Origin of the sequence: Variovorax paradoxus NBRC 15149, assembly GCF_001591365.1 — a bacterium.
Taxonomy (GTDB): domain Bacteria; phylum Pseudomonadota; class Gammaproteobacteria; order Burkholderiales; family Burkholderiaceae_C; genus Variovorax; species Variovorax paradoxus.
This window is the reverse complement of sequence record NZ_BCUT01000001.1, coordinates 991262-1015229: the sequence shown is the minus strand read 5'-3', so window position 1 is coordinate 1015229 and position 23968 is coordinate 991262. Positions and strand designations below refer to the sequence as shown.

22 protein-coding genes and 1 other RNA gene are annotated in these 23968 nt (G+C 66.2%); 11 read left to right on the top strand and 12 right to left on the bottom strand.

Features of this window, described 5'->3' with window-relative positions; all coding sequences use genetic code 11:
* Positions 1 to 4: 4 nt before the first annotated feature.
* From VPA02S_RS04800 to rpsA, 6 genes are all read right to left on the bottom strand, one after another.
* On the bottom strand, positions 5 to 973 hold the full coding sequence (locus VPA02S_RS04800; RefSeq protein WP_012746752.1) for a TRAP transporter substrate-binding protein: 969 nt from the start codon (positions 971 to 973) through the stop codon (positions 5 to 7).
* A 212-nt stretch (positions 974 to 1185) separates the two neighbouring features.
* Positions 1186 to 1527, bottom strand: coding sequence for a ComEA family DNA-binding protein (locus tag VPA02S_RS04795; protein WP_012746753.1), 342 nt, complete (start codon positions 1525 to 1527; stop codon positions 1186 to 1188).
* A gap of 149 nt (positions 1528 to 1676) precedes the next feature.
* Complete coding sequence (lapB, locus tag VPA02S_RS04790; protein ID WP_012746754.1) at positions 1677 to 2855, bottom strand: lipopolysaccharide assembly protein LapB; 1179 nt, start codon at positions 2853 to 2855, stop codon at positions 1677 to 1679.
* Positions 2845 to 3183, bottom strand: coding sequence for a LapA family protein (locus tag VPA02S_RS04785; protein ID WP_062362464.1), 339 nt, complete (start codon positions 3181 to 3183; stop codon positions 2845 to 2847). Before VPA02S_RS04785 ends, lapB begins: the two co-directional genes overlap by 11 nt.
* Before the next feature lie 45 nt (positions 3184 to 3228).
* A complete protein-coding gene (locus VPA02S_RS04780; RefSeq protein ID WP_012746756.1) occupies positions 3229 to 3543 on the bottom strand; it encodes an integration host factor subunit beta in 315 nt (104 codons plus the stop codon).
* Between the two features lie 71 nt (positions 3544 to 3614).
* Entirely contained in the window at positions 3615 to 5303 is a 1689-nt protein-coding gene (gene rpsA, locus VPA02S_RS04775; RefSeq protein WP_012746757.1) for a 30S ribosomal protein S1, read from the bottom strand.
* 2 nt (positions 5304 to 5305) lie between these two features.
* Here rpsA and VPA02S_RS31680 point away from each other — a divergent pair, with 2 nt between their 5' ends.
* A complete protein-coding gene (locus tag VPA02S_RS31680; protein ID WP_155736558.1) occupies positions 5306 to 5545 on the top strand; it encodes a hypothetical protein in 240 nt (79 codons plus the stop codon).
* Here the strand turns inward: VPA02S_RS31680 and VPA02S_RS04770 are convergent.
* The 6 genes from VPA02S_RS04770 to gyrA are packed head-to-tail and all read right to left on the bottom strand — an operon-like array spanning position 5532 to position 13955.
* Positions 5532 to 7544 carry a bifunctional 3-phosphoshikimate 1-carboxyvinyltransferase/cytidylate kinase gene (locus VPA02S_RS04770; protein WP_027729745.1) on the bottom strand — a complete coding sequence of 671 codons (2013 nt, stop codon included), beginning with the start codon at positions 7542 to 7544 and terminating at the stop codon, positions 5532 to 5534. The genes VPA02S_RS31680 and VPA02S_RS04770 overlap by 14 nt on opposite strands.
* A 1-nt stretch (position 7545) precedes the next feature.
* Complete coding sequence (locus VPA02S_RS04765) at positions 7546 to 8427, bottom strand: prephenate dehydrogenase (protein WP_062362462.1); 882 nt, start codon at positions 8425 to 8427, stop codon at positions 7546 to 7548.
* Between the two features lie 14 nt (positions 8428 to 8441).
* Complete coding sequence (pheA, locus tag VPA02S_RS04760) at positions 8442 to 9563, bottom strand: prephenate dehydratase (protein ID WP_062362458.1); 1122 nt, start codon at positions 9561 to 9563, stop codon at positions 8442 to 8444.
* Positions 9564 to 9587: 24 nt separating this feature from the next.
* Positions 9588 to 10721: a 3-phosphoserine/phosphohydroxythreonine transaminase gene (serC, locus tag VPA02S_RS04755; protein ID WP_012746761.1), complete on the bottom strand. Its 1134-nt coding sequence runs from the start codon at positions 10719 to 10721 to the stop codon at positions 9588 to 9590.
* 1 nt (position 10722) lies between these two features.
* A complete protein-coding gene (locus VPA02S_RS04750; protein ID WP_012746762.1) occupies positions 10723 to 11313 on the bottom strand; it encodes a DUF2059 domain-containing protein in 591 nt (196 codons plus the stop codon).
* Entirely contained in the window at positions 11310 to 13955 is a 2646-nt protein-coding gene (gyrA, locus tag VPA02S_RS04745; RefSeq protein WP_012746763.1) for a DNA gyrase subunit A, read from the bottom strand. The genes VPA02S_RS04750 and gyrA overlap by 4 nt, the downstream gene beginning before the upstream one ends.
* A gap of 225 nt (positions 13956 to 14180) precedes the next feature.
* On the opposite strand from gyrA, the gene ompA reads away from it, so the two are divergent.
* The 10 genes from ompA to VPA02S_RS04695 all read left to right on the top strand — a co-directional run bounded on the left by ompA (position 14181) and on the right by VPA02S_RS04695 (position 23944).
* Positions 14181 to 14834, top strand: a complete 654-nt coding sequence (gene ompA / locus VPA02S_RS04740; protein WP_012746764.1) for an outer membrane protein OmpA — start codon at positions 14181 to 14183, stop codon at positions 14832 to 14834.
* A 126-nt stretch (positions 14835 to 14960) separates the two neighbouring features.
* On the top strand, positions 14961 to 15689 hold the full coding sequence (gene ubiG / locus VPA02S_RS04735) for a bifunctional 2-polyprenyl-6-hydroxyphenol methylase/3-demethylubiquinol 3-O-methyltransferase UbiG (protein ID WP_062362455.1): 729 nt from the start codon (positions 14961 to 14963) through the stop codon (positions 15687 to 15689).
* The gene (locus tag VPA02S_RS04730) at positions 15686 to 16354 is read left to right on the top strand and encodes an HAD-IA family hydrolase (protein WP_062362452.1); all 669 of its coding nucleotides are present in this window, start codon (positions 15686 to 15688) and stop codon (positions 16352 to 16354) included. Before ubiG ends, VPA02S_RS04730 begins: the two co-directional genes overlap by 4 nt.
* Before the next feature lie 12 nt (positions 16355 to 16366).
* Positions 16367 to 16751: a transfer-messenger RNA gene (gene ssrA, locus VPA02S_RS04725) on the top strand.
* Between the two features lie 139 nt (positions 16752 to 16890).
* Complete coding sequence (locus tag VPA02S_RS04720; RefSeq protein WP_244883378.1) at positions 16891 to 18486, top strand: class I SAM-dependent methyltransferase; 1596 nt, start codon at positions 16891 to 16893, stop codon at positions 18484 to 18486.
* 41 nt (positions 18487 to 18527) lie between these two features.
* Positions 18528 to 20264 (top strand): gamma-glutamyltransferase, encoded by a 1737-nt coding sequence (ggt, locus tag VPA02S_RS04715; protein WP_062362446.1) that lies wholly within the window; start codon positions 18528 to 18530, stop codon positions 20262 to 20264.
* 60 nt (positions 20265 to 20324) lie between these two features.
* The gene (locus tag VPA02S_RS04710) at positions 20325 to 21074 is read left to right on the top strand and encodes a pseudouridine synthase (protein ID WP_062362443.1); all 750 of its coding nucleotides are present in this window, start codon (positions 20325 to 20327) and stop codon (positions 21072 to 21074) included.
* Positions 21075 to 21155: 81 nt separating this feature from the next.
* Positions 21156 to 22163 carry a YncE family protein gene (locus VPA02S_RS04705; protein WP_012746770.1) on the top strand — a complete coding sequence of 336 codons (1008 nt, stop codon included), beginning with the start codon at positions 21156 to 21158 and terminating at the stop codon, positions 22161 to 22163.
* Positions 22147 to 22959 carry a polysaccharide deacetylase family protein gene (locus VPA02S_RS04700; RefSeq protein WP_062362440.1) on the top strand — a complete coding sequence of 271 codons (813 nt, stop codon included), beginning with the start codon at positions 22147 to 22149 and terminating at the stop codon, positions 22957 to 22959. The genes VPA02S_RS04705 and VPA02S_RS04700 overlap by 17 nt, the downstream gene beginning before the upstream one ends.
* Before the next feature lie 10 nt (positions 22960 to 22969).
* Positions 22970 to 23944 carry a sterol desaturase family protein gene (locus tag VPA02S_RS04695; RefSeq protein WP_018903080.1) on the top strand — a complete coding sequence of 325 codons (975 nt, stop codon included), beginning with the start codon at positions 22970 to 22972 and terminating at the stop codon, positions 23942 to 23944.
* The last annotated feature ends 24 nt before the right edge of the window (positions 23945 to 23968 follow it).

The window sequence follows — 23968 nt, the reverse complement described above, 5'->3', positions numbered from 1 at the left end:
TGCGTCACATCTTCTTGTACGCGTCGACCACCGCCTGGCCCTCGGGCCCGGCCTTTTCCAGCCATTCCTTGAGCATGGTGTCGCCGACCTTCTTCATGTCGGCCTTCAGGGCCGCGGAAGGCGCGTGCACGGTCATGCCATTTTTCTTGAGCAGGTCCAGGTACTCGAGGTTCTTCTTCTTCGAGAGCTCCCAGCCGCGCTTCTCCGCATCGGCGGCGGCCTTGAGCACGGCGTCCTGCGTGGGCTTGTCGATCGCGTCGAAGGCCTTCTTGTTCATGAGCACCGCGTTCTTGGGCAGCCAAGCCTGCGTGTCGTAGAAGTTCTTGATGTATTCGTAGGTCTTGGTGTCGTAGCCGGTGGAGCCGGACGACATGTACGACTCGATCACGCCCGTGGCCATGGCCTGCGAGAGCTCGGCCTGCTGCACCGTGACCGGCTGTGCGCCGACCAGTTCGCCGATGCGCGCGGTGGCGGGGCTGTAGGCGCGCCACTTCACGCCCTTGAGGTCGGCGGCCGAAGCGATTTCCTTCTTCACGAAGATGCCCTGCGGCGGCCAGGCCACCGTGTAGAGCAGCACGATGCCTTGCTCGGCCAACTTCTTTTCGAGCGCGGGCTTCTGCGCCTGATAGAGCTTCCAGGCGGCGTCGTAGCTGTCGGCGAGGAAGGGAATGCCATCGGCGCCGAACATCTGCCATTCGTTCTGGTAGTTGACCAGCAGGATCTCGCCGAGCTGCGCCTGTCCGCCCTGCACCGCGCGCTTGATTTCTGGCGCCTTGAACAGCGAGGCGTTGGCATGCACGGTGATCTTGAGCTTGCCGCCGCTGCCCTTTTCGACATCGTTGGCGAACTGGGTGATGTTCTCGGTGTGGAAGTTGGTCGCCGGGTAGGCGGTGGGCAGGTCCCACTTGGTTTGCGCGAAGGCTGCGGCGCCAAGGGTGAGGCCAGCCAGTGCAATGCCGAACTTGTGATTCATGAGCGCTCCGGAACGTATGAAATTGAAAACGAGTGCGAGCATACGTGCAAATTCCGGGCCACTCCTGAGGCATTTCCCTGCCACGCGGCGCGGCGCTGCGCCCTCCCTTGCCGCTGCGGCGCACGCAAAAAAGCCGCCTTTGCGGCGGCTTTCACTGTGTTGCGGGCCTGACGCGAGCGCGGCATCGGCCCGCCGGCCCCGGGGCGTTTCGATCAGGGCTTGGCCGGCTTGGCAGCGGCTGCCTTCGCGGGCTTTTCTGCCTTGGCGGCCACTGCTTCGCCTGCGGTGCCGCCGAAGGCCTTGCCGTTGACCGTGAGCCCTTCGGCCGACAGCTTCCCGGCCTTCTTTTCCTTCACGCCCTTCACGCGCTGCATGAAGTCGGGCCAGTCCTTGAACTCGCCTTCCTTGCGTGCGTCGAGGATGCGCTTGGACATGGCAGGGCCGACGCCCTTGATGCCGTCCAGATCGGCAGCCGTGCCCTTGTTGGCATCGACCGCGGCGAACGAGACAGCCGCAAACAGCATGGCCATCACGGCCAGGATTTTCTTCAGCATGATTTTCAACTCCCTGATTTGTTGAGATGACAGTTCGCCGGCAGAAGGTGCCGGCTCGCGTTCAACGGTTCAGGGTAGGGCGGGTTGACGGCCTCGCGCCCTGCGGAGAGCGCGTTCACCATTGTTCCGAAACGTGTTCGGAATGTGGCTCAGAGCTCCTCGACGCGCCGCGGCGGATAGCTGTCCCAGGCCTGGCAACCGGGGCAGTGCCAGAAGTGCTGGTGCGCCTCGAAGCCGCATGCGGCGCAGCGGTAGCGCATCAGCGGCCGGGTGGCCTGGTCGAGCGCGCGCTGCACCTGCGGGTGGAACTGCTCGTGCTCGAAGCGCTCGCCGGCCAGCCAGCGCGAGGCGGCCACCAGCGAGGGCTGCTGGGCGAGGTGTGCGATGTAGCCGTCGCGCGGAGCGAGCGGCTGGCCGTTGGCCGCCGGAATCGCGCTGGTCGGCGAGCCGCCGAGCGCGATCAGCGCTTCGAGCACGTCGATCGATGGCGAATCGGCATAGTGCCGCTGCAGCAGCGCGAGTGCTTCGCCCTCGCGGTGGGCGGCGACCGCGGCCTGTTGCAGCGCAGCGGCATACAGCGGCAGGGCGAGCGGGGCGGTGTCGCTCAGCGCGACGAGGGTGTCGAAGGCCTTGGCGCCGTCGCCATTGCGCAGTTGCAGCGTGGCGGAGTCGATGGCGGGGCGGGGCGCCTGCGGGGCCAGCGCCACCGCTTCGGAGAGCAGCCGGCCGGCCGCGGCCAGGTCGCCGGCCGCCACCTGCTCGGAGGCCTGCTCGCAAAGGTGGTGGGCTCGGCGCGTGCTGTAGCTGGCCTGGTCGGATTCGTCGAGCTTCTGTGCCACGGCGGCGGCCTGGGCCCATTCGCGCGATCGTTCGTAGATGGCCAGGAGCGACAGCCGCGCCTCGTTCTCGTAGCGCGTGCCCTCGAGTTTTTGCAGCGCGGCTTCGGCGCGGTCGAGCAGTCCGGCGCGCAGGAAATCCTGCGCCAGCGCGTGCTGGGCGCGCTCGCGGTCGCTGCGGCTCAGGTCGCCGCGCCCCAGCAGATGCTCGTGCACGCGCACCGCACGCTGGTATTCGCCGCGCCGGCGAAACAGGTTGCCGAGCGCGAAGTGCAGCTCCTGCGTGTCGGGGTCGTTCTGCACGGCCTCGATGAAGGCGTCGATGGCCTGGTCCTGCTGTTCGTTGAGAAGAAAGTTGAGGCCGCGGAAATACGCCTTGGGGGCTTGCCGGTTCTCGAGCTTGAGCTGCCGGATGTCGAAGCGCGAGGCGAGCCAGCCCAGCACAAAGGCGACGGGCAGGCTGATCAGCAGCCAGCTGGGATCAAAGTCCATGTTGGCGTACGGTGGGTAGGTCGGTGGCGGAAATGGACGGCGGCGCCGCTGCCGGAGCAGGCGTGGATGGCACAGGCGCCGCGGCTTCGTCGCCGCGCGCGGCCGGAACCTGCGCCGCCGCCGCACGGTGCTTCCACCATCCGGGCAGCATGCCGAGCGCACCCACCACGAGGCCGCCGGCGAAAGCCGCGAGCACGACGAGCACCAGGGGCGCGCGCCAATGCGTGCCGAAGAAGAAATAGACGGTCGCGTCGTGCTGGTTGTTCAGCGCGAAAGCAAAAAGCGTAAAAAAAATGGCTGCCTTGAGCAGCCACAGGAGGTATTTCATAGCCGTTCCCGTTGCCGGGAGCATTCTACGTTTGCATCCATGCGATCAGGCCTTGCGGCCCTTGGCGTCGAGCTCGGCGGTCTTGGCGTCGACGGCCTCGCGCAATGCCTTGCCCGGCTTGAAATGAGGCACCCGCTTTTCGGGGATCTGAACGCTCTCGCCCGAACGCGGGTTGCGGCCGATGCGCGGCGGACGCCGGGTGACCGAGAAGCTGCCGAAGCCGCGGATCTCGATGCGGTGCCCGCGCACCAGCGCGTCGCTCATCGCGTCCAGGATGGTCTTGACGGCGTATTCGGCATCGCGGTGCGTCAGCTGCGCGAAGCGCGCTGCGAGTTCTTCGACGAGGTCAGAGCGGGTCATAGGCCAAACAAAAACGTGGACGAAAAAAAAGACAGAGCGGCCCCAGGGCCTGCTCTGTCTTCGGGGGCAGCTTACTTGCTGTCGTTGTTGTCGAGCTTGGCGCGCAGCAGGGCGCCCAGGCTCGTCGTGCCCGCGTTTTCGCGTGCCGACTGCTGGCTCAGGTTGGCCATGGCGCCTTGTTCGTCGACCATGTCCTTCTGCTTGATGGACAGCTGGATGTTGCGGGTCTTGCGATCCACGTTCACGACGATGGCGGTGACTTCGTCGCCTTCCTTCAGCACGTTGCGGGCATCTTCGACGCGGTCGCGCGAGATTTCCGAAGCACGCAGGTAGCCGATGATGTCTTCGCCGAGGTCGATCTCGGCGCCGCGGGCGTCAACCGTCTTGACCTTGCCGGTCACGATCTGGCCCTTGTCGTTCACCGTGGTGAAGGTGGTGAACGGGTCGCTGTCGAGCTGCTTGATGCCCAGGCTGATGCGCTCGCGGTCGACGTCGACGGCCAGCACGATCGCTTCGACTTCCTGGCCCTTCTTGTAGTTGCGAACGGCGGTTTCGCCGGCTTCGTTCCACGAGAGGTCCGACAGGTGCACCAGGCCGTCGATGCCGGCAGCCAGGCCCACGAACACGCCGAAGTCGGTGATCGACTTGATCGGGCCCTTGACGCGGTCGCCGCGCTTGGTGTTCTGCGCGAACTCTTGCCACGGGTTGGCCTTGCACTGCTTCATGCCCAGGCTGATGCGGCGCTTGTCTTCGTCGATTTCGAGGACCATGACTTCGACTTCGTCGCCCAGCGAGACGATCTTGTTCGGAGCGATGTTCTTGTTGGTCCAGTCCATTTCGGAGACGTGCACCAGGCCTTCGATGCCGGGTTCGAGTTCGACGAACGCGCCGTAGTCGGCAATGTTCGTGACCTTGCCGAACAGGCGGGTCGATTGCGGGTAGCGGCGCGAAACGCCCATCCAGGGATCGTCGCCCATTTGCTTCAGACCCAGCGAGACACGGTTCTTCTCGGTGTCGAACTTGAGGATCTTGGCGGTGATTTCCTGGCCGGCCTGAACGACTTCGCTCGGGTGGCGGACACGGCGCCATGCCATGTCGGTGATGTGCAGCAGGCCGTCGATGCCGCCGAGGTCCACGAACGCACCGTATTCGGTGATGTTCTTGACCACGCCGCGCACGACTGCGCCTTCCTTCAGGGTTTCCATCAGCTTGGCGCGCTCTTCGCCCATGCTGGCTTCGACCACGGCACGGCGCGACAGCACGACGTTGTTGCGCTTGCGGTCGAGCTTGATGACCTTGAATTCGAGGGTCTTGTTCTCGTACGGGGTCAGGTCCTTGATCGGACGGGTGTCGATCAGCGAGCCCGGCAGGAAGGCGCGGATGCCGTTGACGAGCACCGTGAGGCCGCCCTTGACCTTGCCGCTGGTGGTGCCGGTGACGAAGTCGCCCGATTCCAGGGCCTTCTCCAGGGCGAGCCACGAAGCGAGGCGCTTGGCGGTGTCGCGCGAGAGGATGGTGTCGCCGTAGCCGTTTTCAACGCTGCCGATGGCAACGGAAACGAAATCGCCGGCCTGGACTTCGAGCTCGCCCTTGTCGTTCTTGAACTCCTCGATCGGCACATACGCTTCGGACTTGAGGCCGGCGTTGACCACCACGTGGTTGTGTTCGACGCGCACGACTTCGGCCGTGATGACCTCGCCGGTGCGCATTTCGGAACGCTTCAGGGACTCTTCGAATAGGTCGGCAAAAGATTCAGACATTTATGGTTCCTTCCGTCAGGCAGGGTTGGCAGGCGCTCATGCGAAATTGCGTGCGGCTGCTGTGGATCTGGAGACGGCGGTTTTGTGGGCAGGTGCCCGGTTGGTTGAACAACCAGCAGGCCGGTGCGCTGTCGCGCGAGAAGAGCCTGCTGGAGCGGTATGCGCTGCCCCGGAATCCGGTTGGCGCGAGCCTTTCAGGCGGACCTGAAAGGCTGTACTTCAAACCGTTCAAGCGGGCTTGAACGGCTGCTTTTCCTGCCACCAGTTCAGCACCTGGTCGATCGATTGCTCGATGGACAGCTGGGAGTTGTCGAGGTGGCGGGCATCCTGCGCCGGCTTGAGCGGAGCGACGCTGCGGGACGAGTCCCTGGCGTCGCGCGCTTCCAAGTCGGAGCGAAGGCTGTCAAGTGTAGTTGAAATACCCTTTGAAATCAACTGCTTATGCCGGCGTTCGGCCCTCTGGGCGGCGCTGGCCGTGAGAAAGACCTTGAGCGCCGCGTCGGGGAAGATCACGGTGCCCATGTCGCGGCCGTCGGCGACCAGGCCCGGGAGCTGCCGAAAGCGCTGCTGCAGGGCCAGGAGCGCTGCGCGCACCGCGGGAAGCGTGGAGACGCGGGAGGCGTCCATGCCGGCGGCTTCGGTGCGGATCTCGTCGCTCACGTCCTCGCCGGCCAGCAGCACCTTGCCTTCGGTGAAATGCAGCGGCAGGGCGGCCGCCAGGGCGGCGATCTGCGCCTCGTGCTGCGGCTCGGCGCTGAGCCCGGCGCGCCGCATGGCCAGGCCGGTCACGCGGTAGAGCGAACCCGAATCCAGGTAGTGGTAGCCCAGCAGGCGCGCCACCTCGGCCGCAAGCGTGCCCTTGCCCGAGGCGGTGGGGCCGTCGATGCAGATCACCGGCACCTCGGGCGCCTGGGCCACCGAGAACAGCGTCTCGAAATAGTCCGGGAAGGTCTTGGCGACGCAGTGCGGCTCCAGGATGCGCACCGGCAAGCCCGCCGGATTGAAGGCCGCGAGCGAAAAGCACATGGCCACGCGGTGGTCGTCGTAGGTGCGGATGCTTGCCGCCTGCCAGCCCGGGCGCTCCAGCGGATGGACCCGGATGAAATCGGGGCCGGAGTCGACAGTGGCGCCGAGCTTCCGGAGTTCGTTGGCCATGGCGTCGATGCGGTCGGTTTCCTTGACCCGCCAGCTGGCGATGTTGCGCAGGGTGCTGGGGCCGTCGGCATAGAGCGCCATCACGGCCAGCGTCATCGCGGCATCGGGGATGTGGTTGGCGTCCAGGTCGATGGCCTTGAGCGGCCAGGCGCCGCGGCGCACGTCGAGCCAGTTCGGCCCGCTGTCGACCTGCGCGCCCATTTGCCGCGCCGCCTCGATGAAGCGGATGTCGCCCTGGATCGAATCGGCGCCCACGCCTTCGATCCGGATGCTGTCCTGGCCGGAAGCACCCGTGGCAATGGCGCCGAGCGCGATGAAATAGCTGGCAGAGGAAGCGTCGGCCTCGACGTGGATGTCGCCCGGCGAGCTGTAGCGGCTGCCCGCGGGGATGGTGAAGCGCTCCCAGCCCTCGCGCTGCACGGCAATGCCGAAGCGCGCCAGCAGGTTGAGCGTGATCTCGATGTAGGGCTTGGAGATCAGCTCGCCGACTACCTCGATCACGATGTCCTTGCGGGCGGCGAGAGGCAGCGCGAGGAGCAGCGCGGTCAGGAACTGGCTCGAGACATCGCCGCGCACGCGGATCGGCGCATCCAGCACCAGCGCGCCGTGATCGACCGGGCGGATGCGCAGCGGCGGGTAGCCGGGGTTGCCCAGGTAGTCGATGCGGCAGCCGAGCTGGGTCAGCGCATCGACCAGGTCGCCGATCGGCCGCTCGTGCATGCGCGGCACGCCGCTCAATTCGAATTCGCCGCCGAGCAGCGACAGCGCGGCGGTCAGCGGACGCATCGCGGTGCCGGCGTTGCCGAGGAAAAGCGGCAGCATCGGCCCGCCTGGCTTCAGCTGGCCGCCGATGCCGGTGATGCGCAGCGTGCTGCCGGCCGCATCGATGCCGCAGCCGAGCGCGCGCAGCGCATCCAGCATCACGCGGGTGTCGTCGGAATCGAGCAGGTCGTGGACCGTGGTGGTTCCGCTCGCCAGCGCGGCCAGCAGCAGCACGCGGTTCGAAATGCTCTTGGAGCCCGGCAGCCGCACGGTGCCCGATGCCCCGGCCAGCGCAGGAATGTCGAGGAATGCCGTCGAGAACATGTCAGGAGTCCTGGGGCGCGTCGGTGTTGGGCTGCCAGGCGGCGCGGGCCTTGCTGGCGGCGGCGATCGAGTGCTCGAGCGCCTGGGCATCGCCGGCCGTGATCAGCGCCTCCAGATCGCAGAGCGACTTGCGCAAGGCCTGCGATTGCAGCAGCACCTGCTCGCGGTTGGCGAGCAGCACGTCGCGCCACATGACCGGATCGCTGGCCGCAATGCGCGAAAAATCGCGGAACCCTGGCCCTGCAAGGCGCAGGAAATCGTCGCCCTGCGGCTGCGCGATCAGCGCGTTGAGATAGGCAAAGGCCAGCAGGTGCGGCAGGTGGCTCACGGCCGCGAAGGCGCTGTCGTGCTCCTCGTGCGTCATGGTGACGACGTGGGCGCCGATGCCGCTCCAGATCTGCGAGGCGCGCTGCACGTTCGAGCGCAGCGTGGCCTTGACGGGCGTCAGCACGACCTTGCGGCCGGCGTAGAGCGAAGCATCGGCATGCTCGATGCCCGACACCTCCTTGCCGGCGATCGGGTGGGCCGGAACGAAGTGGGCGAACTGGTCCTGCAGGCCGTTGCGCGCGGCTTCGATCACGTCGCCCTTGGTCGAGCCCACGTCCATCACCAGCGTGTCGCTCGAAATGCCATGGCGGATGGCCTTGAAGGTGGCTTCCGAGGCCGCCACCGGCACCGCCAGCAGCACGAGGTCGGAGCCCGAGACCGCCAGCAGCGCGGAAGGCGCCGCCACGTCGATCACGCCGAGCTGGCGCGCCCGCTCGGTGGTGGAAGGCGACTTGCTGTAGCCGACCACGCGTTTCACGAGCTTCGCGCGCTTGAGCGCGAGCGCAAAGGAGCCGCCCATGAGGCCGCAGCCGATCAATCCCAATTGCTCGAACATGGTGCTTGTCCGGCTCAGGCTTTGACGGGATAGGCGCCCAGCACCTTGTAGAACGCGCAGAGGCCGCGCAGTTCGGCCAGCGCGGCAGCCACGTTGGGCTGCGAGGGATGGCCGTCCAGGTCGATGTAGAAGTAGTACTCCCACTGGCCGGTGCGCGCCGGGCGCGACTCGAACCGGGTCATGGACACATTGTTGACCTTCAGCGGCACCAGCAGGTCGTGCACGGCGCCGGGACGGTTGGGCACGGAGACGATCAGGCTCGTGCAGTCGCGTCCCGAGGCCGGCGGCATGGCCAGCGTCTGCGGCAGGCAGATCACGGAGAAGCGCGTGCGGTTGTACGAATCGTCCTGGATTGCATGCGCCACGATGTGCAGGCCGAAGCGGGTGGCGGCGCGTTCGCCGGCCAGCGCGGCCCAGGCCGGGTTGGTGGCCGCGAGCCGCGCGCCTTCGGCGTTGCTCGAAACGGCACGCCGCTCGGCATTGGGCAGGTGCTTCGACAGCCAGGTCTGGCACTGCGCCAGCGCCTGCGGGTGGGCCAGCACGGCCTCGACGCCATCGAGCGAGTTGCTGCTGCGCAGCAGATGGTGGCGCACCAGCAGGCTGACTTCGCCCACCACGTGGGTCGGCGAATGCAGGAACAGGTCGAGCGAGCGCGTGACCACGCCCTCGGTCGAGTTTTCGACGCCCACCACGCCGTACTGGGCGCTGCCGGCCGCCGTGGCGTGGAACACCTCGTCGAAGCTGGCGCAGTAGATCAGGTCGGCCGCGCCGCCGAAGTATTCGATGGCCGCCTGCTCGCAGAAGGTGCCCTCGGGACCGAGCACGGCGACGCGCTGCGGCGATTCGAGCGCCAGGCAGGCCGACATGATTTCGCGCCAGATGGCGGCCACATGCAGGTCCTTGAGCGGGCCCGCATTGCTCTTTTGCATCTTCTCGATGACCTGGGCCACGCGGTCGGGGCGGAAATACGGGGTGCCTTCGCGCTTCTTGACCTCGCCCACCAGCTCTGCCACGTGGGCCCGCTCATTGAGCAGGCCGAGCAGTTGCTGGTCGAGCGAGTCGATCTGCACGCGCAGATCGGCAAGGCTTTCGGAGTTGTCGGGAGAGGAGGGCGGTGTTGGAGCGGAGGCGGTCATCGGTGCGAGCAGCTGGGCATGCGCCTAGGCATGCGATCGCTCGAATTCTCGCATGTAGCTCACAAGTGCCTGTACGCCTTCCAGCGGCATGGCGTTGTAGATGCTCGCGCGCATCCCGCCGACCGACTTGTGGCCCTTGAGCTGCAGCAGGCCGGCCTCGCGCGCACCGGCCAGGAAGGCGTCGTTGCGGCTCTCGTCCGCCAGGAAGAACGGCACGTTCATGCGCGAACGGCAACCCGGGTCGATCTTGTTGACGTAGAACGGGGAGGCGTCGATGAAGTCGTACAGCAGCCTGGCCTTGGCGATGTTGCGCTGCTCCATGGCGGCCACCCCGGTGAGCGTGCCTTCGGTCTGCTGCAGCAGCCACTGGAACGTCAGCCCCGCCATGTAGATGCCCCAGGTCGGCGGGGTGTTGTACATGGACTTGTTGTCGGCCACGATCTTGTAGTTGAACGCGCTCGGGCAGATCTCGAGTGCATGCCCGAGCAGGTCGTCGCGCACGATCACCAGGGTGAGCCCGGCCGGTCCGAGGTTCTTCTGGGCGCCGCCGAAGGCAAGGCCGACACGGCGCCAGTCGACGCTGCGCGAGGCCACGTGCGACGAAAAGTCGATGACCAGCGGCGCATCGCTGCCAAGGGCCGCGAGGTCGGGTAGCTGCTGGAACTCGATGCCGTTGATGGTTTCGTTGGTGCACAGGTGCACGTACGAGGCGTTCTTGCTGAGCTGCCAGGTCGAAGGGTCGGGCAGCCGCGTGTGATGGTCGCCGGCGTTGCTCGCGGCGATGTTCGCCGTGCAGTAGCGCTGCGCTTCCTTCTGCGACTTGATGCTCCAGCTGCCGGTGATGACGAAGTCGGCGGCGGTGCCGCGCGACAGGTTCATCGGCACGATGGCATTTTCGCCGAGGCCGCCACCCTGCATGAAGAGGATGTGGAAGTGCTCCGGCACGGCCAGCAGCGTGCGGATGTCGGCTTCGGCCTGGGTGCAGATCGCGCCGAATTCCTTGCCGCGATGGCTCATTTCCATCACGCTCATTCCGCTGCCCTGCCAGTCGAGCATTTCGGCGGCGGCGCGTTGCAGCACCGCCTCCGGCATGGCGGCCGGGCCGGCGGAAAAGTTGTACGGGCGCGTGCCGGCCGGCTGGTGCTGCTGCTGGGTCACGTCACTTCTTGGCGGGAGCCTTGGCCGGTGCCTTGGCGGGGGCGGCGCCTTGCTGCGAGCCGCCGGTCGGTGCACCCAATGCCTTGGCCACGTTCTCGTCCAGCGCGCGCATCTTCGGCTCGATGGTGGCGCGCGTGTCGTTCACGAGCTTTTCGGTCAGCGCGGTCTGCATCTTCGGATTGAGGTCCTGGTACTTCTTGCTGAGCGGCGAGTTGATCCAGGCCAGCAGCTGCTTGAGTTCTTCTTCGCTGAAGTTCTGCTCGAGCAGCGGGGTCAGGGCGCCGGGGGCCAGTTGCACGGCCTTGTCGCGCACGATCGGGTAGGCCTCGTCGAAGTACTTCTTGAGTTCGGCGTCGGCAGCCTTGGCGGCCGATTCGCGCTTGGCTTCGGGCACTTGCGTCTGCAGGTATTGCGAGCCGGCTTGCGCGATGGGGGCGCTCGATTGCTCGACCAGGCCGCGGGCCAGCGATTCGATGCCGGGGCGCTGCACGTCGATGAATTGCTTGATGAGCGCAGCCTTGTCCTGCGCCATGGCGGCCATGGAGCTGCCGGCCAGGGCGACGGTCAGAAGTGCGAGCTTGAATTTTTTCACTGAGGATTCTCCGTTGAAGATGAGGAAGTATCGTCTGCGCCAGGCTCACTCTCGCCGTTGGCGTCGTTTTCGACGATACGTTGTAGCCCGCTGAGTTTGGCGCCTTCGTCGAGCCCGATCAGCGTAACGCCTTGCGTTGCGCGACCCAGTTCACGAATCTCGGCTACCCGGGTGCGCACGAGCACGCCCTTGTCGGTGATGAGCATGATCTCATCGTCCGCATGCACGAGGGTGGCGGCAACGACCTTGCCGTTGCGCTCACTCTGTTGAATCGCAATCATGCCTTTGGTTCCGCGGCCATGGCGCGTGTACTCGGTAATGCTTGTGCGCTTTCCGTAACCATTTTCGGTGGCGGTGAGCACGCTTTGCTGCTCGTCCTCGGCCACCAGCATGGCGATCACGCCCTGTCCCGGATCGAGCGACATGCCGCGCACGCCGCGTGCATTGCGGCCGAGCGGTCGCACGTCTTCCTCGTCGAAGCGCACGGCCTTGCCGCCGTCGCTGAACAGCATCACGTCGTGCTTGCCGTCGGTCAGTGCCGCGCCGATGAGGTAGTCGCCCTCGTCGAGGTTCACGGCGATGATGCCGCCCTTGCGCGGGTTGCTGAATTCGTCGAGCGTGGTCTTCTTGACCGTGCCCATGGAGGTGGCCATGAACACGTACTGGTCGGCCGGGAAGTTGCGCTTCTCGCCGGTCAGCGCGAGCGCCACGTTGATCTTCTCGCCTTCCTGCAGCGGGAACATGTTGACGATGGGGCGCCCGCGCGAGCCGCGCGAGCCCGCCGGCACTTCCCACACCTTGAGCCAGTACAGCCGGCCGCGGTTGGAGAAGCACAGGATGTAGTCGTGCGTGTTGGCGATGAAGAGCTGGTCGATCCAGTCGTCTTCCTTGGTGACGGTGGCCTGCTTGCCGCGCCCGCCGCGCTTTTGCGCGCGGTATTCGTTCAGCGGCTGGCTCTTGATGTAGCCGCTGTGCGAAAGCGTGACCACCATGTCGGTGGGCGTGATCAGGTCTTCGGTCGAGAGGTCGTAGGCGCTGTGCTCCACCAGGCTGCGGCGCGCGCCGAGCTTGGACTGGCCGAACTCCTGCTTGATGGTGCCGAGTTCCTCGCCAATGATGACCGAGACGCGCTCCGGCTTGGCCAGGATGTCGAGCAGGTCGTCGATCTCGGCCATGACCTCCTTGTACTCGGCAACGATCTTGTCCTGCTCGAGGCCGGTCAGGCGCTGCAGGCGCATCTGCAGGATTTCCTGGGCCTGGGTTTCCGACAGGCGGTAGAGGCCGTCCGAGCCCATGCCGAACTCGCGCTCCAGGCCCTCGGGGCGGTAGTCGTCGGCATTGACCACGCCGCCGTCTGCGCGCGAGCGCGTCAGCATCTCGCGCACCAGCTTGCTGTCCCAGCTGCGGGTCATGAGCTCGGCCTTGGCGACCGGCGGAGTGGGCGACTCGCGGATGATGCGGATGAATTCGTCGATGTTGGCCAGGGCCACCGCCAGGCCTTCGAGCACGTGGCCGCGTTCGCGCGCCTTGCGCAGCGTGAAGACGGTGCGGCGCGTGACCACTTCGCGGCGGTGCTGCAGGAAGACCTCGATCAGGTCCTTCAGGTTGCACAGCTTGGGCTGGCCGTCGACCAGTGCCACCATGTTGATGCCGAAGGTGTCCTGCAGCTGGGTTTGCTTGTACAGGTTGTTGAGCACCACCTCGGGCACTTCGCCGCGCTTGAGCTCGATCACCAGGCGCATGCCCGACTTGTCGGACTCGTCCTGGATGTGGCTGATGCCTTCGATCTTCTTTTCGTGCACCAGCTCGGCCATGCGCTCCTGCAGCGTCTTCTTGTTGACCTGGTAGGGGAGCTCGTCGACGATGATCGCCTGGCGCTGGCCGCGGTCGATGTCCTCGAAGTGGCACTTGGCGCGCATCACGACCTTGCCGCGGCCGGTGCGGTAGCCGTCGCGCACGCCATTGATGCCGTAGATGATGCCGGCGGTGGGGAAGTCAGGCGCCGGCACGATTTCCATCAGCTCGTCGATGGTGGCCTGCGGATTGCGCAGCAGATGCAGGCAGGCGTCCACCACCTCATTGAGATTGTGCGGCGGAATATTGGTGGCCATGCCCACCGCAATACCGCCGGAACCATTCACCAGCAAATTCGGCAGTTTGCTCGGAAGGACCTTTGGTTCTTTTTCGGAGCCGTCGTAATTGTCCTGGAAATCGACAGTTTCCTTGTCGATATCGGCCAGCATTTCGTGCGCAATTTTGGCGAGGCGGATTTCCGTATACCGCATTGCAGCCGCGTTGTCGCCGTCGACCGACCCGAAGTTGCCTTGGCCGTCGACCAGCATATGGCGCATGGAAAAGTCCTGCGCCAGCCGCACGATGGTGTCGTAGACCGACTGGTCGCCGTGCGGGTGGTACTTGCCGATCACGTCGCCCACGATGCGGGCGGACTTCTTGTACGCCCGGTTCCAGTCGTTGTTGAGCTCGTGCATGGCATACAGCACGCGCCGGTGCACGGGCTTGAGGCCGTCGCGCGCATCGGGAAGCGCCCGGCCCACGATCACGCTCATGGCGTAATCGAGATAGCTGCTGCGCATTTCCTCTTCGAGACTGATGGGCAGGGTTTCTTTGGCGAAGGAGGTCATTGAGCAAGAGGCTGGCGGCAGGAAGGCGAAATTTTACGCTGTGAGGGGTGTCGCACCGCCGCAACACAAGGCCGCTATTCCGCCTCCGTCCTACGCTTCCGGGGTGTCCAGCGGCCTGTTTGCCAAAGACCCTATGGCACAATCGCCTCAACGTTTTGGGTGGTGGTCACTTAAAGCGTCCTTGATTCGCAGCGCGGCTGCGGCTTTTTCCCCAAGAGGAGAACCATGAAGAAACTGAATAAAGTGGCGATGATGTTTGCAGTCGCTGCGCTCGCCACTGCCGCCGGCGCGCAGACCCGTGTCACCGCTGCGGACGGCGGTCCTACGATCGACAACTGGCAAAACGGCACCGGCGAACTGGTTTGGAAGAACGGCACGAACGAACTGTGCTGGCGTGATGCCAACTGGACGCCGGCTACTGCCGCCGCCGGTTGCGACGGTGCTCTGGTTCCGGCTCCCGCCGCGACGCCTCCTGCCGCTGTGACGCCGCCTGCCGCTGTCGCACCGCCGGCCGTGGCTGCCTCGAAGGTCACCTTCGCTGCCGACGCATTCTTCGACTTCGACAAGTCGGTTCTCAAGCCTGAAGGTCGCGCCAAGCTGACCGACCTGGTTTCGAAGATCCGCGACGTCAACCTCGAAGTGATCATCGCCGTGGGCCACACCGACTCGATCGGTTCGGACGCCTACAACCAGCGTCTGTCGGTGCGCCGCGCCGAAGCCGTCAAGGCCTTCCTGGTCTCGAAGGGCATCGAACGCAACCGCGTCTACACCGAAGGCAAGGGCGAGAAGCAGCCTGTTGCGGACAACCGCACCAAGGAAGGCCGCGCCAAGAACCGTCGCGTGGAAATCGAAGTGGTTGGCACCCGCGCCACCAAGTGATTCGATTGAATCGCTAAAAGAAAACCCCGCCTCGGCGGGGTTTTTTTATGCCTGCCGAATTCCATCCGGCCGGTGTCAAGTGCGCCTCGATGTCCGACGGCGCATTCTCCGTTTCATAATCACGGCATGACAGATCATGTGAATGCCGACCCGGCGGAACTCGCCAAGTTTTCGGAGCTTGCCCACCGCTGGTGGGATTTGGACAGCGAATTCCGCCCGCTCCATGAAATCAATCCATTGCGACTGGAATGGATTGACGGTATTGCGCCGATTTCGCAGCGCCGGGTGCTCGATATCGGTTGCGGCGGCGGCGTTCTGGCCGATTCGATGGCCCGAAAGGGCGCGGACGTGCTCGGCATCGACCTGGCGAGCAAGGCGCTCAAGGTGGCGCGCCTGCATGCGCTCGAAGCCGGCACCCAGGGCGTCAAGTACCGGGAAGTCAGCGCCGAGGCGCTGGCTGCGGAGCAGCCCGGCAGTTTCGACGTCGTCACCTGCATGGAAATGCTGGAGCACGTACCCGAGCCCGCTTCGATCGTCCAGGCCTGTGCCACGCTCGTCAAGCCGGGCGGCTGGGTGTTCTTTTCCACCATCAACCGCAACCTGAAGTCGTTCATGCTTGCGATCGTCGGCGCCGAATACGTCCTGGGCATGCTGCCCCGGGGCACGCACGAATACGCGAAGCTGCTGCGCCCTAGCGAACTGGCGGCCCACTGCCGCGCGGCAGGCCTCGACCTGCGGCATACGCGCGGCATGGAACACAACCCGCTGACGCGGCGTTACTGGCTCAGCGCCGACACCAGCGTCAACTACATGTTCGCCACGCAGAAGCCGGCCTTGCCGGGCTCGCAGACGTGACGGCCACGGCAATCCAGGCCGTGCTGTTCGATCTGGACGGCACGCTGATAGACAGCGCGCCCGATCTCGGCGCCGCGGCCGACAAGATGCGCACGGATCGCGGGCTCGAGTCGTACCCGCTGGAGCGCTACCGGTTCATGGCGGGAGCCGGCGCCCGGGGCATGCTCGGCGTGGCTTTCGGCATCACGCCCGAGTCGCCGGAATTTCCTGCGTTGAGGGAAGAGTTCTTCGTTGCCTACGAAAACCGCATGCTGCTCAACACGCAGGTGTTCGACGGGGTGCAGCCGCTCATCGAAGCCATCCGCGCGCGCGGCCTGGCCTGGGGCGTCGTCACCAACAAGTCGGCGCGCTTCACCGATCCGCTGACGCACGCCATTCCGCTTTTCGGCAGCGCGGGCGCCATCGTGAGCGGCGACACCACGCCGTTCTCCAAGCCGCACCCCGAGCCCCTGCATGAAGCGGCACGCCGGCTTGGAATTCCGTCCAGCGCCTGCATCTACGTGGGAGACGACGAACGCGACATCATCGCGGGCCGGGCCGCAGGCATGCGAACCATTGCGGCTACCTATGGTTACATGGGGCCCCAGGCGGACGCCACGCTCTGGGAGGCCGATGCCGCAATTACTTCGCCCCTGGAGCTCTTGCAATTCCTCAACCCGGCCTAAAATGCTGTGCTTGGGGCTGCACTGGTTTCGACGTGGGTTCGGAGTCGCAGCGGGGCATGTCGAGCTGAATGCGCTCGTAAAACAGATTCAAACAAACTAACTGCAAACGACGAACGTTTCGCACTCGCTGCTTAATTGCCAGTGAGCCTTGCAACAGTTGGCCGATGGGCTGGGCAAGGGGGTCTGGAGCAATCCTGACCTCCCGGCTGCAAGGATAATTACATGGGCTGGCTTCGATCCGGGTACCTTGGGTCGGGGTGAGAAAATAGGGTGCTGGCGTCCGGTTTAGCGTGTGACTGCGCGACTCCGGAAGCGAGACTCAAATCAGATCACTAAACATGTAGAACTGCGCGATGAAGGCTTGCGGACGGGGGTTCAAATCCCCCCAGCTCCACCATCCACCGCAAAAAGCCAACCTTCGACCGGTTGGCTTTTTTTTGCCCGGCGCGAGGCTATAGTCAGCGGGAACCGACACACCATGGCCGCTGTTTCCCTGGCAAAGGGTGCTGCGGCCGGCCTCGATTCCAAAGGACGCCGTGCCCGATTCACTGACTTCCACGCTCACGAGCTACTACGACGCGGTGCCCTACGAATCGCACCCGTTCCCGCAAACTGCCGTCGAGCACCTGGAGGCCATTGCCTTTCTGTTCGGCCTTGAGGCACCGGCCCCGTCGACCGCGCGCGTGCTGGAACTCGGCTGCGCGGCCGGCGGCAACCTGATTCCGTTTGCGGCGCGCCACCCCGAAGCCAGCGCCCTGGGACTCGATCTGTCGACGGTGCAGGTCGAGCAGGGCCGCGAGGCCATCGCGCGTGCCGGACTGTCGAATGTGGAGCTGCGGGCGTTCAATCTGGCGGAGATCGATGCATCGTTCGGCCAGTTCGACTACATCATCTGCCACGGCGTCTACAGCTGGGTGCCGGGCCCGGTGCAGGACGCGATCCTGCGCGTGTGTTCGGAGAATCTGGCGCCCAATGGCGTTGCCTATGTCAGCTACAACGTCTACCCCGGCTGGAAGGCGAGGGAGATCGTGCGCGACGCGATGATCCTGCGCGGCGGCCCGCGCGACACGCCGGAGGAAAAGCTGTCCTATGCGCGCGGCATGCTCGAATTCCTCGAGCAGTCGGCGCGTCCCGGCAGCGTGCTCGGCAAGACGCTCGAGGAAACCATGCCGATCGTGCGCGGGGCCAACGGCTCCTACCTGCTGCACGAGTTCCTCGAGCCCTGCAACGCACCGTGCTACTTCAAGGAATTCGCGGCGCGCGCCGAGGCGAATGGCCTCGGCTACCTGGCAGAGGCCGAGCCGTCGACGATGTTCGTCCAGAACTACGGCGAGAAGGTCCGCGAGCCGCTGCTGCGCGAGTGCGGCGGCAGCCAGATCCTGATGGAGCAGTACCTCGACTTCCTCGTGAACCGCACCTTCCGCCAGACGCTGCTGGTGAAGCAGGGCCGCGCCGGGGACATCCGCTACCGGCTCGACCCGGCCCGCATTCGCGGCTTCGAGTTTGCCGGCGTGTTTGCCGCCGCAGACGGCAGCGCGCTCACGCTCGATGTGCGCGAGCAGCCATGCAATGCGCTGCGCAACCTGACGGTGACGCTGCGGCTGCCGGTGCACAAGGCCCTGGCGCAGGTGCTCGATGCGCGCTACCCCGCCAGCGTGCCGTTCGAGGGGCTGGTGGCCGCGGTACTCGCGCTGCTGGGCGAGCCGCGTTCGTCGGTCGAGCCCGTGGTGTTGTCGATGCTCGAGGAACTGGTGATCCTCGGCGCTGTGCGCGTGCGGCGCGCGCCCGTGCACGCCGCCGCGGAGGTCTCTGCCTTGCCGCGGGCGCTGCCGTCGGTGCGCAGTGCGCCCGGCCTGGCGCTGTCGGCCGGGAGCGCGGCGAACGCCTGCAACCAGTGGCACGAACTCGTGGGGCTTTCAGCGCTCGAGCGCTGCCTGCTGCCGCTGCTCGACGGCGCGCATTCGCACGGCATGCTGGCCGACCACCTGGCGGACGAAGTGGGCGCCGGGCGCCTGCGCTTCATCCAGAACGACCAGCCGCTGACCGATCCATCGGTCCTGAAGGAATTCGCACGGCAGCAGGTGGTGCTTGGCCTGGCCGCCTTGCGGCGCAAGGCGCTGCTCGTCGCGTGACCGTTACCGTTCCCATCGAACTCAAAAGAGGAAATTCACCCATGCAGAACCTCCACTGGACTCCGAACTTGCGCACCGCCGTGGCGGCTGCGCTCCTGCTCGCGGGCGCAAGCGCCTCGAATGCCGCGTCGCAGGCGCCGGTCGCGGCCGAGCACGGCATGGTCGTGAGCGCGCAGCACCTGGCCACCAAGGTCGGCGTCGACGTGCTCCGGCGCGGCGGCAACGCGGTCGATGCGGCGGTGGCCGTGGGCTATGCGCTGGCGGTGGTCTATCCGGCGGCCGGCAACCTGGGCGGCGGCGGCTTCATGACCGTGCAGCTGGCCGATGGCCGCAAGACGTTCCTCGACTTCCGCGAGAAGGCCCCGCTGGCCGCCACCGCCAACATGTACCTCGACAAGGACGGCAACGTCATCAAGGGCTTGAGCACCAACGGCCACCTGGCCGTCGGCGTGCCGGGCACGGTCTCGGGCATGGAATACGCGCGCGAGAAATACGGCACCATGAAGCGGGCCGATCTGATCGCTCCCTCGATCCAGCTGGCCGAGAAGGGCTTTGCGCTGGAGCAGGGCGACATCGACATGCTGCACACCTCCACCAACGACTTCAAGAAGGACCCGGTTTCCGGCGCCATCTTCCTGAACAAGGGCGAGCCCTTCGCAGTCGGCCAGAAGCTGGTGCAGAAGGACCTCGCCAAGACGCTGCGCGCCGTGAGCGCCAAGGGCGTCGACGGGTTCTACAAGGGCTGGGTCGGGCAGGCGATCGTGGCATCGAGCCAGGCCGGCAAGGGCATCATCACGCAGGCCGACCTCGACCAGTACAAGACGCGCGAGCTCGCACCGGTCGAGTGCGACTACCGCGGCTATCGCGTGGTGTCGGCGCCGCCGCCGAGCTCGGGCGGCGTGATCATCTGCGAGATGCTCAACATCCTCGAAGGCTATCCGCTCAAGGACCTGGGCTTTCGCTCGGCCGAGGCGGTGCACTACCAGATCGAGGCCATGCGCCATGCCTACGTGGACCGCAACAGCTACCTGGGCGACCCCGACTTCGTGAAGAACCCGCTCGAGCGCCTGCTCGACAAGGGCTACGCCGAGAAGATCCGCGCCGCCATCGACCCCAAGAAGGCCGGCGTCTCCAAGGACATCAAGCCCGGCGTCGCGCCGCACGAAGGCAGCAACACAACGCACTATTCGATCACCGACCAGCAGGGCAACGCGGTGTCGGTCACCTACACGCTGAACGACTGGTTCGGCGCCAAGGTCACGGCCGACAAGACCGGCGTGCTGCTGAACAACGAGATGGACGACTTCACCGCCAAGGTCGGCGTGCCCAACATGTACGGCCTGGTGCAGGGCGAGGCCAATGCCATCGCCCCGGGCAAGCGCCCGCTGAGCTCGATGAGCCCGACCATCGTCTCCAAGGATGGCAAGCCGGTGTTCGTGGTCGGCACGCCCGGCGGCAGCCGCATCATCACGGCGGTGCTGCACACCATCCTGAACGTGGTCGACTACGGCATGAACGTGCAGGAAGCCGTCGACGCGCCGCGCTTCCACCAGCAGTGGCTGCCCGACGTGACCAACGTCGAAACCTTCGCCCTGAGCCCTGACACCCGCAAGATCCTGACCGACATGGGCCACAACCTGGGCGTGCCGCAGCCGGCCAACCATCTGGCGGCGATCATCGTCGGCGCGCCTTCGCTGGGCGGCAAGCCGGTGGGTGCCAACCGTTTCTACGGCGCGAACGACCCGCGCCGCAACACGGGCCTCGCGGCAGGCTACTGAACCTGCGGCACACTCGAAGGCGGTCGTGCCCCTGTCGGTACGGCCGTTTTTTCATTTTTCATGCACCTGCAAGACATCCTCTATTCCCAGGGCTTCGGCACCCGCCGCGTGTGTGCGGGCCTGGTCCAGCAAGGCCACGTGAGCATTGCCGGCGCGGCCGTGACCGACCCCTTTGCCGACCTCGATCCCGAAGACCTGCTGTTCACCGTGCAGGGCACCGAATGGGCCTACCACGAGAAGGCCTACCTGATGCTGCACAAGCCCGCGGGCACCGAGTGCTCGCAGAAGCCCTCGACCTACCCGAGCATCTACACGCTGCTGCCGTCGCCGCTGCGGCTTCGGCCCAACAAGGGCGCGGTGCAGGGCGTGCAGGCCATCGGCCGGCTCGACCAGGACACCACCGGGCTGCTGCTTATGACGGACGACGGCCAGTTCATCCACAAGATGGGTTCGCCCAAGCACCATGTGCCCAAGGTCTACGAAGTCACGGCCAAGCACCCGGTGGACGCGGCCCAGATCGAGAAGCTGCTGGCCGGGGTAGTGCTCGACGACGACCCGAAGCCGGTGCGCGCGGCGGCCTGCGAATCCGACAGCCCGCTGCACCTGCGGCTGACGCTGACCGAGGGCAAGTACCACCAGGTCAAGCGCATGCTGGCGGCGGTCGGCAACCGGGTCGAGGGGCTGCACCGCTCCCGCATCGGCGACCTGGCGCTGCCGGGCGACCTGGCGGCCGGCCAGTGGCGCTGGCTCACGGCCGAGCAGGTCGCGGCGCTGCGGGCACCCGCCAAGCCGCCGAAAACGCCGAAATAAGGGCAGAAAGCGCGTCTTCCCGGTCAGCCAGTCCTAAGGCGCGGCCGTTAAGATTCCCAGCTCTCTCTCGGAACCTTTCCCTTGCGATTTCCTGCCCGACCGAATGGCCGCTTTTCGGCCTTCCTGTTCTCATGCCTCGCGGTCTGGCTGGCGCAAGCCGCCGCCGCCGCACCGCCCGAAGCCCCGCCGATCTTCGTGCTCAATTCGCTGGACGCCAGCGTCAGCGTGATCAGTCCAGTCGACTGGACCGAAAAGCAGCGCATCGCCACCGGCAAGGAGCCGCACCACCTCTACATGACGCCCGACGAAAAGTCGGTCATCGTGGCCAATTCGGCGGGCGATTCGCTCACTTTCCTGAACCCCAGGACGGCCGAGGTGCAGCGCGTGGTCTACGGCATCATCGATCCCTACCAGCTGCAGTTCTCGCGCGACATGAAGTGGTTCGTCACCGCGGGCAACCGCCTGAACCACGTCGACATCTACCGCTGGGACGGCAAGGACCTGAAGCTGGCCAAGCGCATCGCGTCGGGCAAGACGCCCAGCCACATCTGGATCGACAACACCAGCACCATCGCCTACGTGACCATGCAGGACAGCGACGAGCTGATCGCCATCGACCTGCCCACGCAGACCATCCGCTGGCGCGTGGCCACCGGCGCCATGCCGGCCGACATCTTCGGCGTCCACAACGACAAGACCCTGCTCGTGGGCCTGACCGGCAGCGACGGCGTGCAGGTGTTCGACGTGGCCGGTGCCGAGCCCAAGCTGGTCGGCAAGATCCCGACCGGCAAGGGCGCCCATGCCTTCCGCTCGGCTGGCGACGGCAAGAGCGTGTTCGTGAGCAACCGGGTGGCCAACACCATCAGCCGGATCGACCTGGCGACGCTGAAGGTCGGCGCCGTCTACCCGGTGCCGGGCGGGCCCGACTGCATGGACGTTTCGGCCGACGGCAAGACGCTGTATGTCACCTCGCGCTGGGCCAAGAAGCTCAGCGTGGTGGACCTGGTGAACAACAAGCTCGTGCGCCAGGTGAACGTCGGCCGTTCGCCGCACGGCGTCTGGACGCTGGACCATGGCAAGCGCATCTAGCCGCAGCAGCCGGGCCGCAGCCCTGCTGGCAATCGCCCTGGCGGCGGTGCCGGTTGCCTGGGCCCAGCAGGGCGCGCCCTGCGAGAAGCCGGTCTACCTGACCCTGGACACCGGCCACATGGGCGTGGCCCCGCTGGTGGCCGATGTGCTCAAGCGGCAGAACGTCCGCGTCACCTTCTTTGCTGCCGCCGAGCCCACGCTGACCGGCGGCGACAGCCTCGACAGCCAGTGGGCGCCGTGGTGGAAGGCGAGGGCGGCCGAAGGCAACGAATTCGCCTCCCACACCTACGACCACGCGTACTGGCGCGGCGACCTCAAGGGCGTGGCGCCGAGCTTCCGCATCAAGCCTTCGGCGGGCGCATTGGCGGGGCGCGAGTTCACCTGGAGCGCGGCCGAATACTGCGCCAACGTCAGCAAGGCCTCCGAGCGGCTGGCCCTCATCACCGGCAAGAAGCCGCTGCCGCTGTTCCGCGCACCGGGCGGCAAGACCTCGCCCCGGCTGCTGGCGGCGGCCAAGGCCTGCGGCTTCGAGCACGTGGGCTGGTCGCCGGCCGGCTTCCTCGGGGACGAGCTGCCGAGCGAGAAGTTCAGCAACGAAAAGCTTCTTTCGCAGGCGCTGGAGAGCATCCGCCCCGGCGACATCCTGCTCGCGCACCTGGGCATCTGGTCGCGCAAGGATCCGTGGGCGCCGGCCAACCTCGAACCGCTGATCGCCGGCCTCAAGGCCAAGGGCTTCTGCTTCGAGACGCTGCGCCAGCATCCGCAGTACCGCGCATGGATCGCGTCCCACCCCTGAGGCTGCTGCCGTGATCGATCGGTTGACGGACGCTTTTTCCGCGCTGCAGGGCTGGTTCTTCGAGACACTGGTCCAGCCGCTGGTGTTTGCCGTGGGCCTGGGCGGCTGGACCGAGGACGCCTTCGACGCCACCGGCTGGCTGCTGGTCGGGCTGATCCAGGTCGTGGTGCTGCTCGCGGTCATCGGGCCGCTGCAGCGCTGGCGCGCCGTCGAGCCGGTCACCGACCGCCGCGCGATCCGCATCGACGTGCTCTATACGCTGATCCATCGGCTGGGCCTGTTCCGGCTCGCGATGTTCTTCACGCTCGAGCCGTTCTTCGACGAGGGCATCGGCTTTTTGCGCACTGCGGGCTGGGGCACCTTCCACCTCGACGAGGTCTGGCCCGGCGTGACCGATGTGCCGTGGGTGGCCTTTGCGATCTATCTCGTGGTGCTCGACTTCGTGGGCTACTGGATCCACCGCGGCCAGCACCAGTTCAGGTGGTGGTGGGGCCTGCATTCGCTGCACCATTCGCAGCGCCAGATGACGATGTGGAGCGACGACCGCAACCACCTGCTCGACGACATCATCCACGACACGCTCATCGTCATCGTCGCGCAGCTCATTGGCGTGGCGCCGGGGCAGTTCATTGCGTTCGTGGCATTCACGCAGCTCAGCGAAAGCCTGCAGCATGCCAACCTGAGGCTGGCTTTCGGCGCCATCGGCGAGCGGCTGTGGATCAGTCCGCGCTTCCACCGGCTGCACCACAGCATCGGGCTGGGCCACGAATCGCGCGGCGCCCACACGCTGGGCGGGTGCAACTTCGGCGTCCTGCTGCCGTGGTGGGACATGCTCTTTCGCACCGCGAACTTCGAGGAGCGCTACGACCCCACGGGCATCCGCGACCAGGTGGAGCCCGGTGCGGACGGCCGCGTGCGCGACTACGGGCGCGGCTTCTGGGCCCAGCAATGGCTCGGGCTCAAGCGGATGGCTGGCCGCGGCTGAGCACCGGGCCCGAACCGGGCCGGT

Coding starts and splice junctions, on each gene's coding strand:
- VPA02S_RS04800 (WP_012746752.1), bottom strand. CDS start 973: ATGAATCACAAGTTCGGCATTGCACTGGCTGGCCTCACCCTTGGCGCC.
- VPA02S_RS04795 (WP_012746753.1), bottom strand. CDS start 1,527: ATGCTGAAGAAAATCCTGGCCGTGATGGCCATGCTGTTTGCGGCTGTC.
- lapB (WP_012746754.1), bottom strand. CDS start 2,855: ATGGACTTTGATCCCAGCTGGCTGCTGATCAGCCTGCCCGTCGCCTTT.
- VPA02S_RS04785 (WP_062362464.1), bottom strand. CDS start 3,183: ATGAAATACCTCCTGTGGCTGCTCAAGGCAGCCATTTTTTTTACGCTT.
- VPA02S_RS04780 (WP_012746756.1), bottom strand. CDS start 3,543: ATGACCCGCTCTGACCTCGTCGAAGAACTCGCAGCGCGCTTCGCGCAG.
- rpsA (WP_012746757.1), bottom strand. CDS start 5,303: ATGTCTGAATCTTTTGCCGACCTATTCGAAGAGTCCCTGAAGCGTTCC.
- VPA02S_RS31680 (WP_155736558.1), top strand. CDS start 5,306: ATGGTTCCTTCCGTCAGGCAGGGTTGGCAGGCGCTCATGCGAAATTGC.
- VPA02S_RS04770 (WP_027729745.1), bottom strand. CDS start 7,544: ATGTTCTCGACGGCATTCCTCGACATTCCTGCGCTGGCCGGGGCATCG.
- VPA02S_RS04765 (WP_062362462.1), bottom strand. CDS start 8,427: ATGTTCGAGCAATTGGGATTGATCGGCTGCGGCCTCATGGGCGGCTCC.
- pheA (WP_062362458.1), bottom strand. CDS start 9,563: ATGACCGCCTCCGCTCCAACACCGCCCTCCTCTCCCGACAACTCCGAA.
- gyrA (WP_012746763.1), bottom strand. CDS start 13,955: ATGACCTCCTTCGCCAAAGAAACCCTGCCCATCAGTCTCGAAGAGGAA.
- ompA (WP_012746764.1), top strand. CDS start 14,181: ATGAAGAAACTGAATAAAGTGGCGATGATGTTTGCAGTCGCTGCGCTC.
- ubiG (WP_062362455.1), top strand. CDS start 14,961: ATGACAGATCATGTGAATGCCGACCCGGCGGAACTCGCCAAGTTTTCG.
- ggt (WP_062362446.1), top strand. CDS start 18,528: ATGCAGAACCTCCACTGGACTCCGAACTTGCGCACCGCCGTGGCGGCT.
- VPA02S_RS04710 (WP_062362443.1), top strand. CDS start 20,325: ATGCACCTGCAAGACATCCTCTATTCCCAGGGCTTCGGCACCCGCCGC.
- VPA02S_RS04700 (WP_062362440.1), top strand. CDS start 22,147: ATGGCAAGCGCATCTAGCCGCAGCAGCCGGGCCGCAGCCCTGCTGGCA.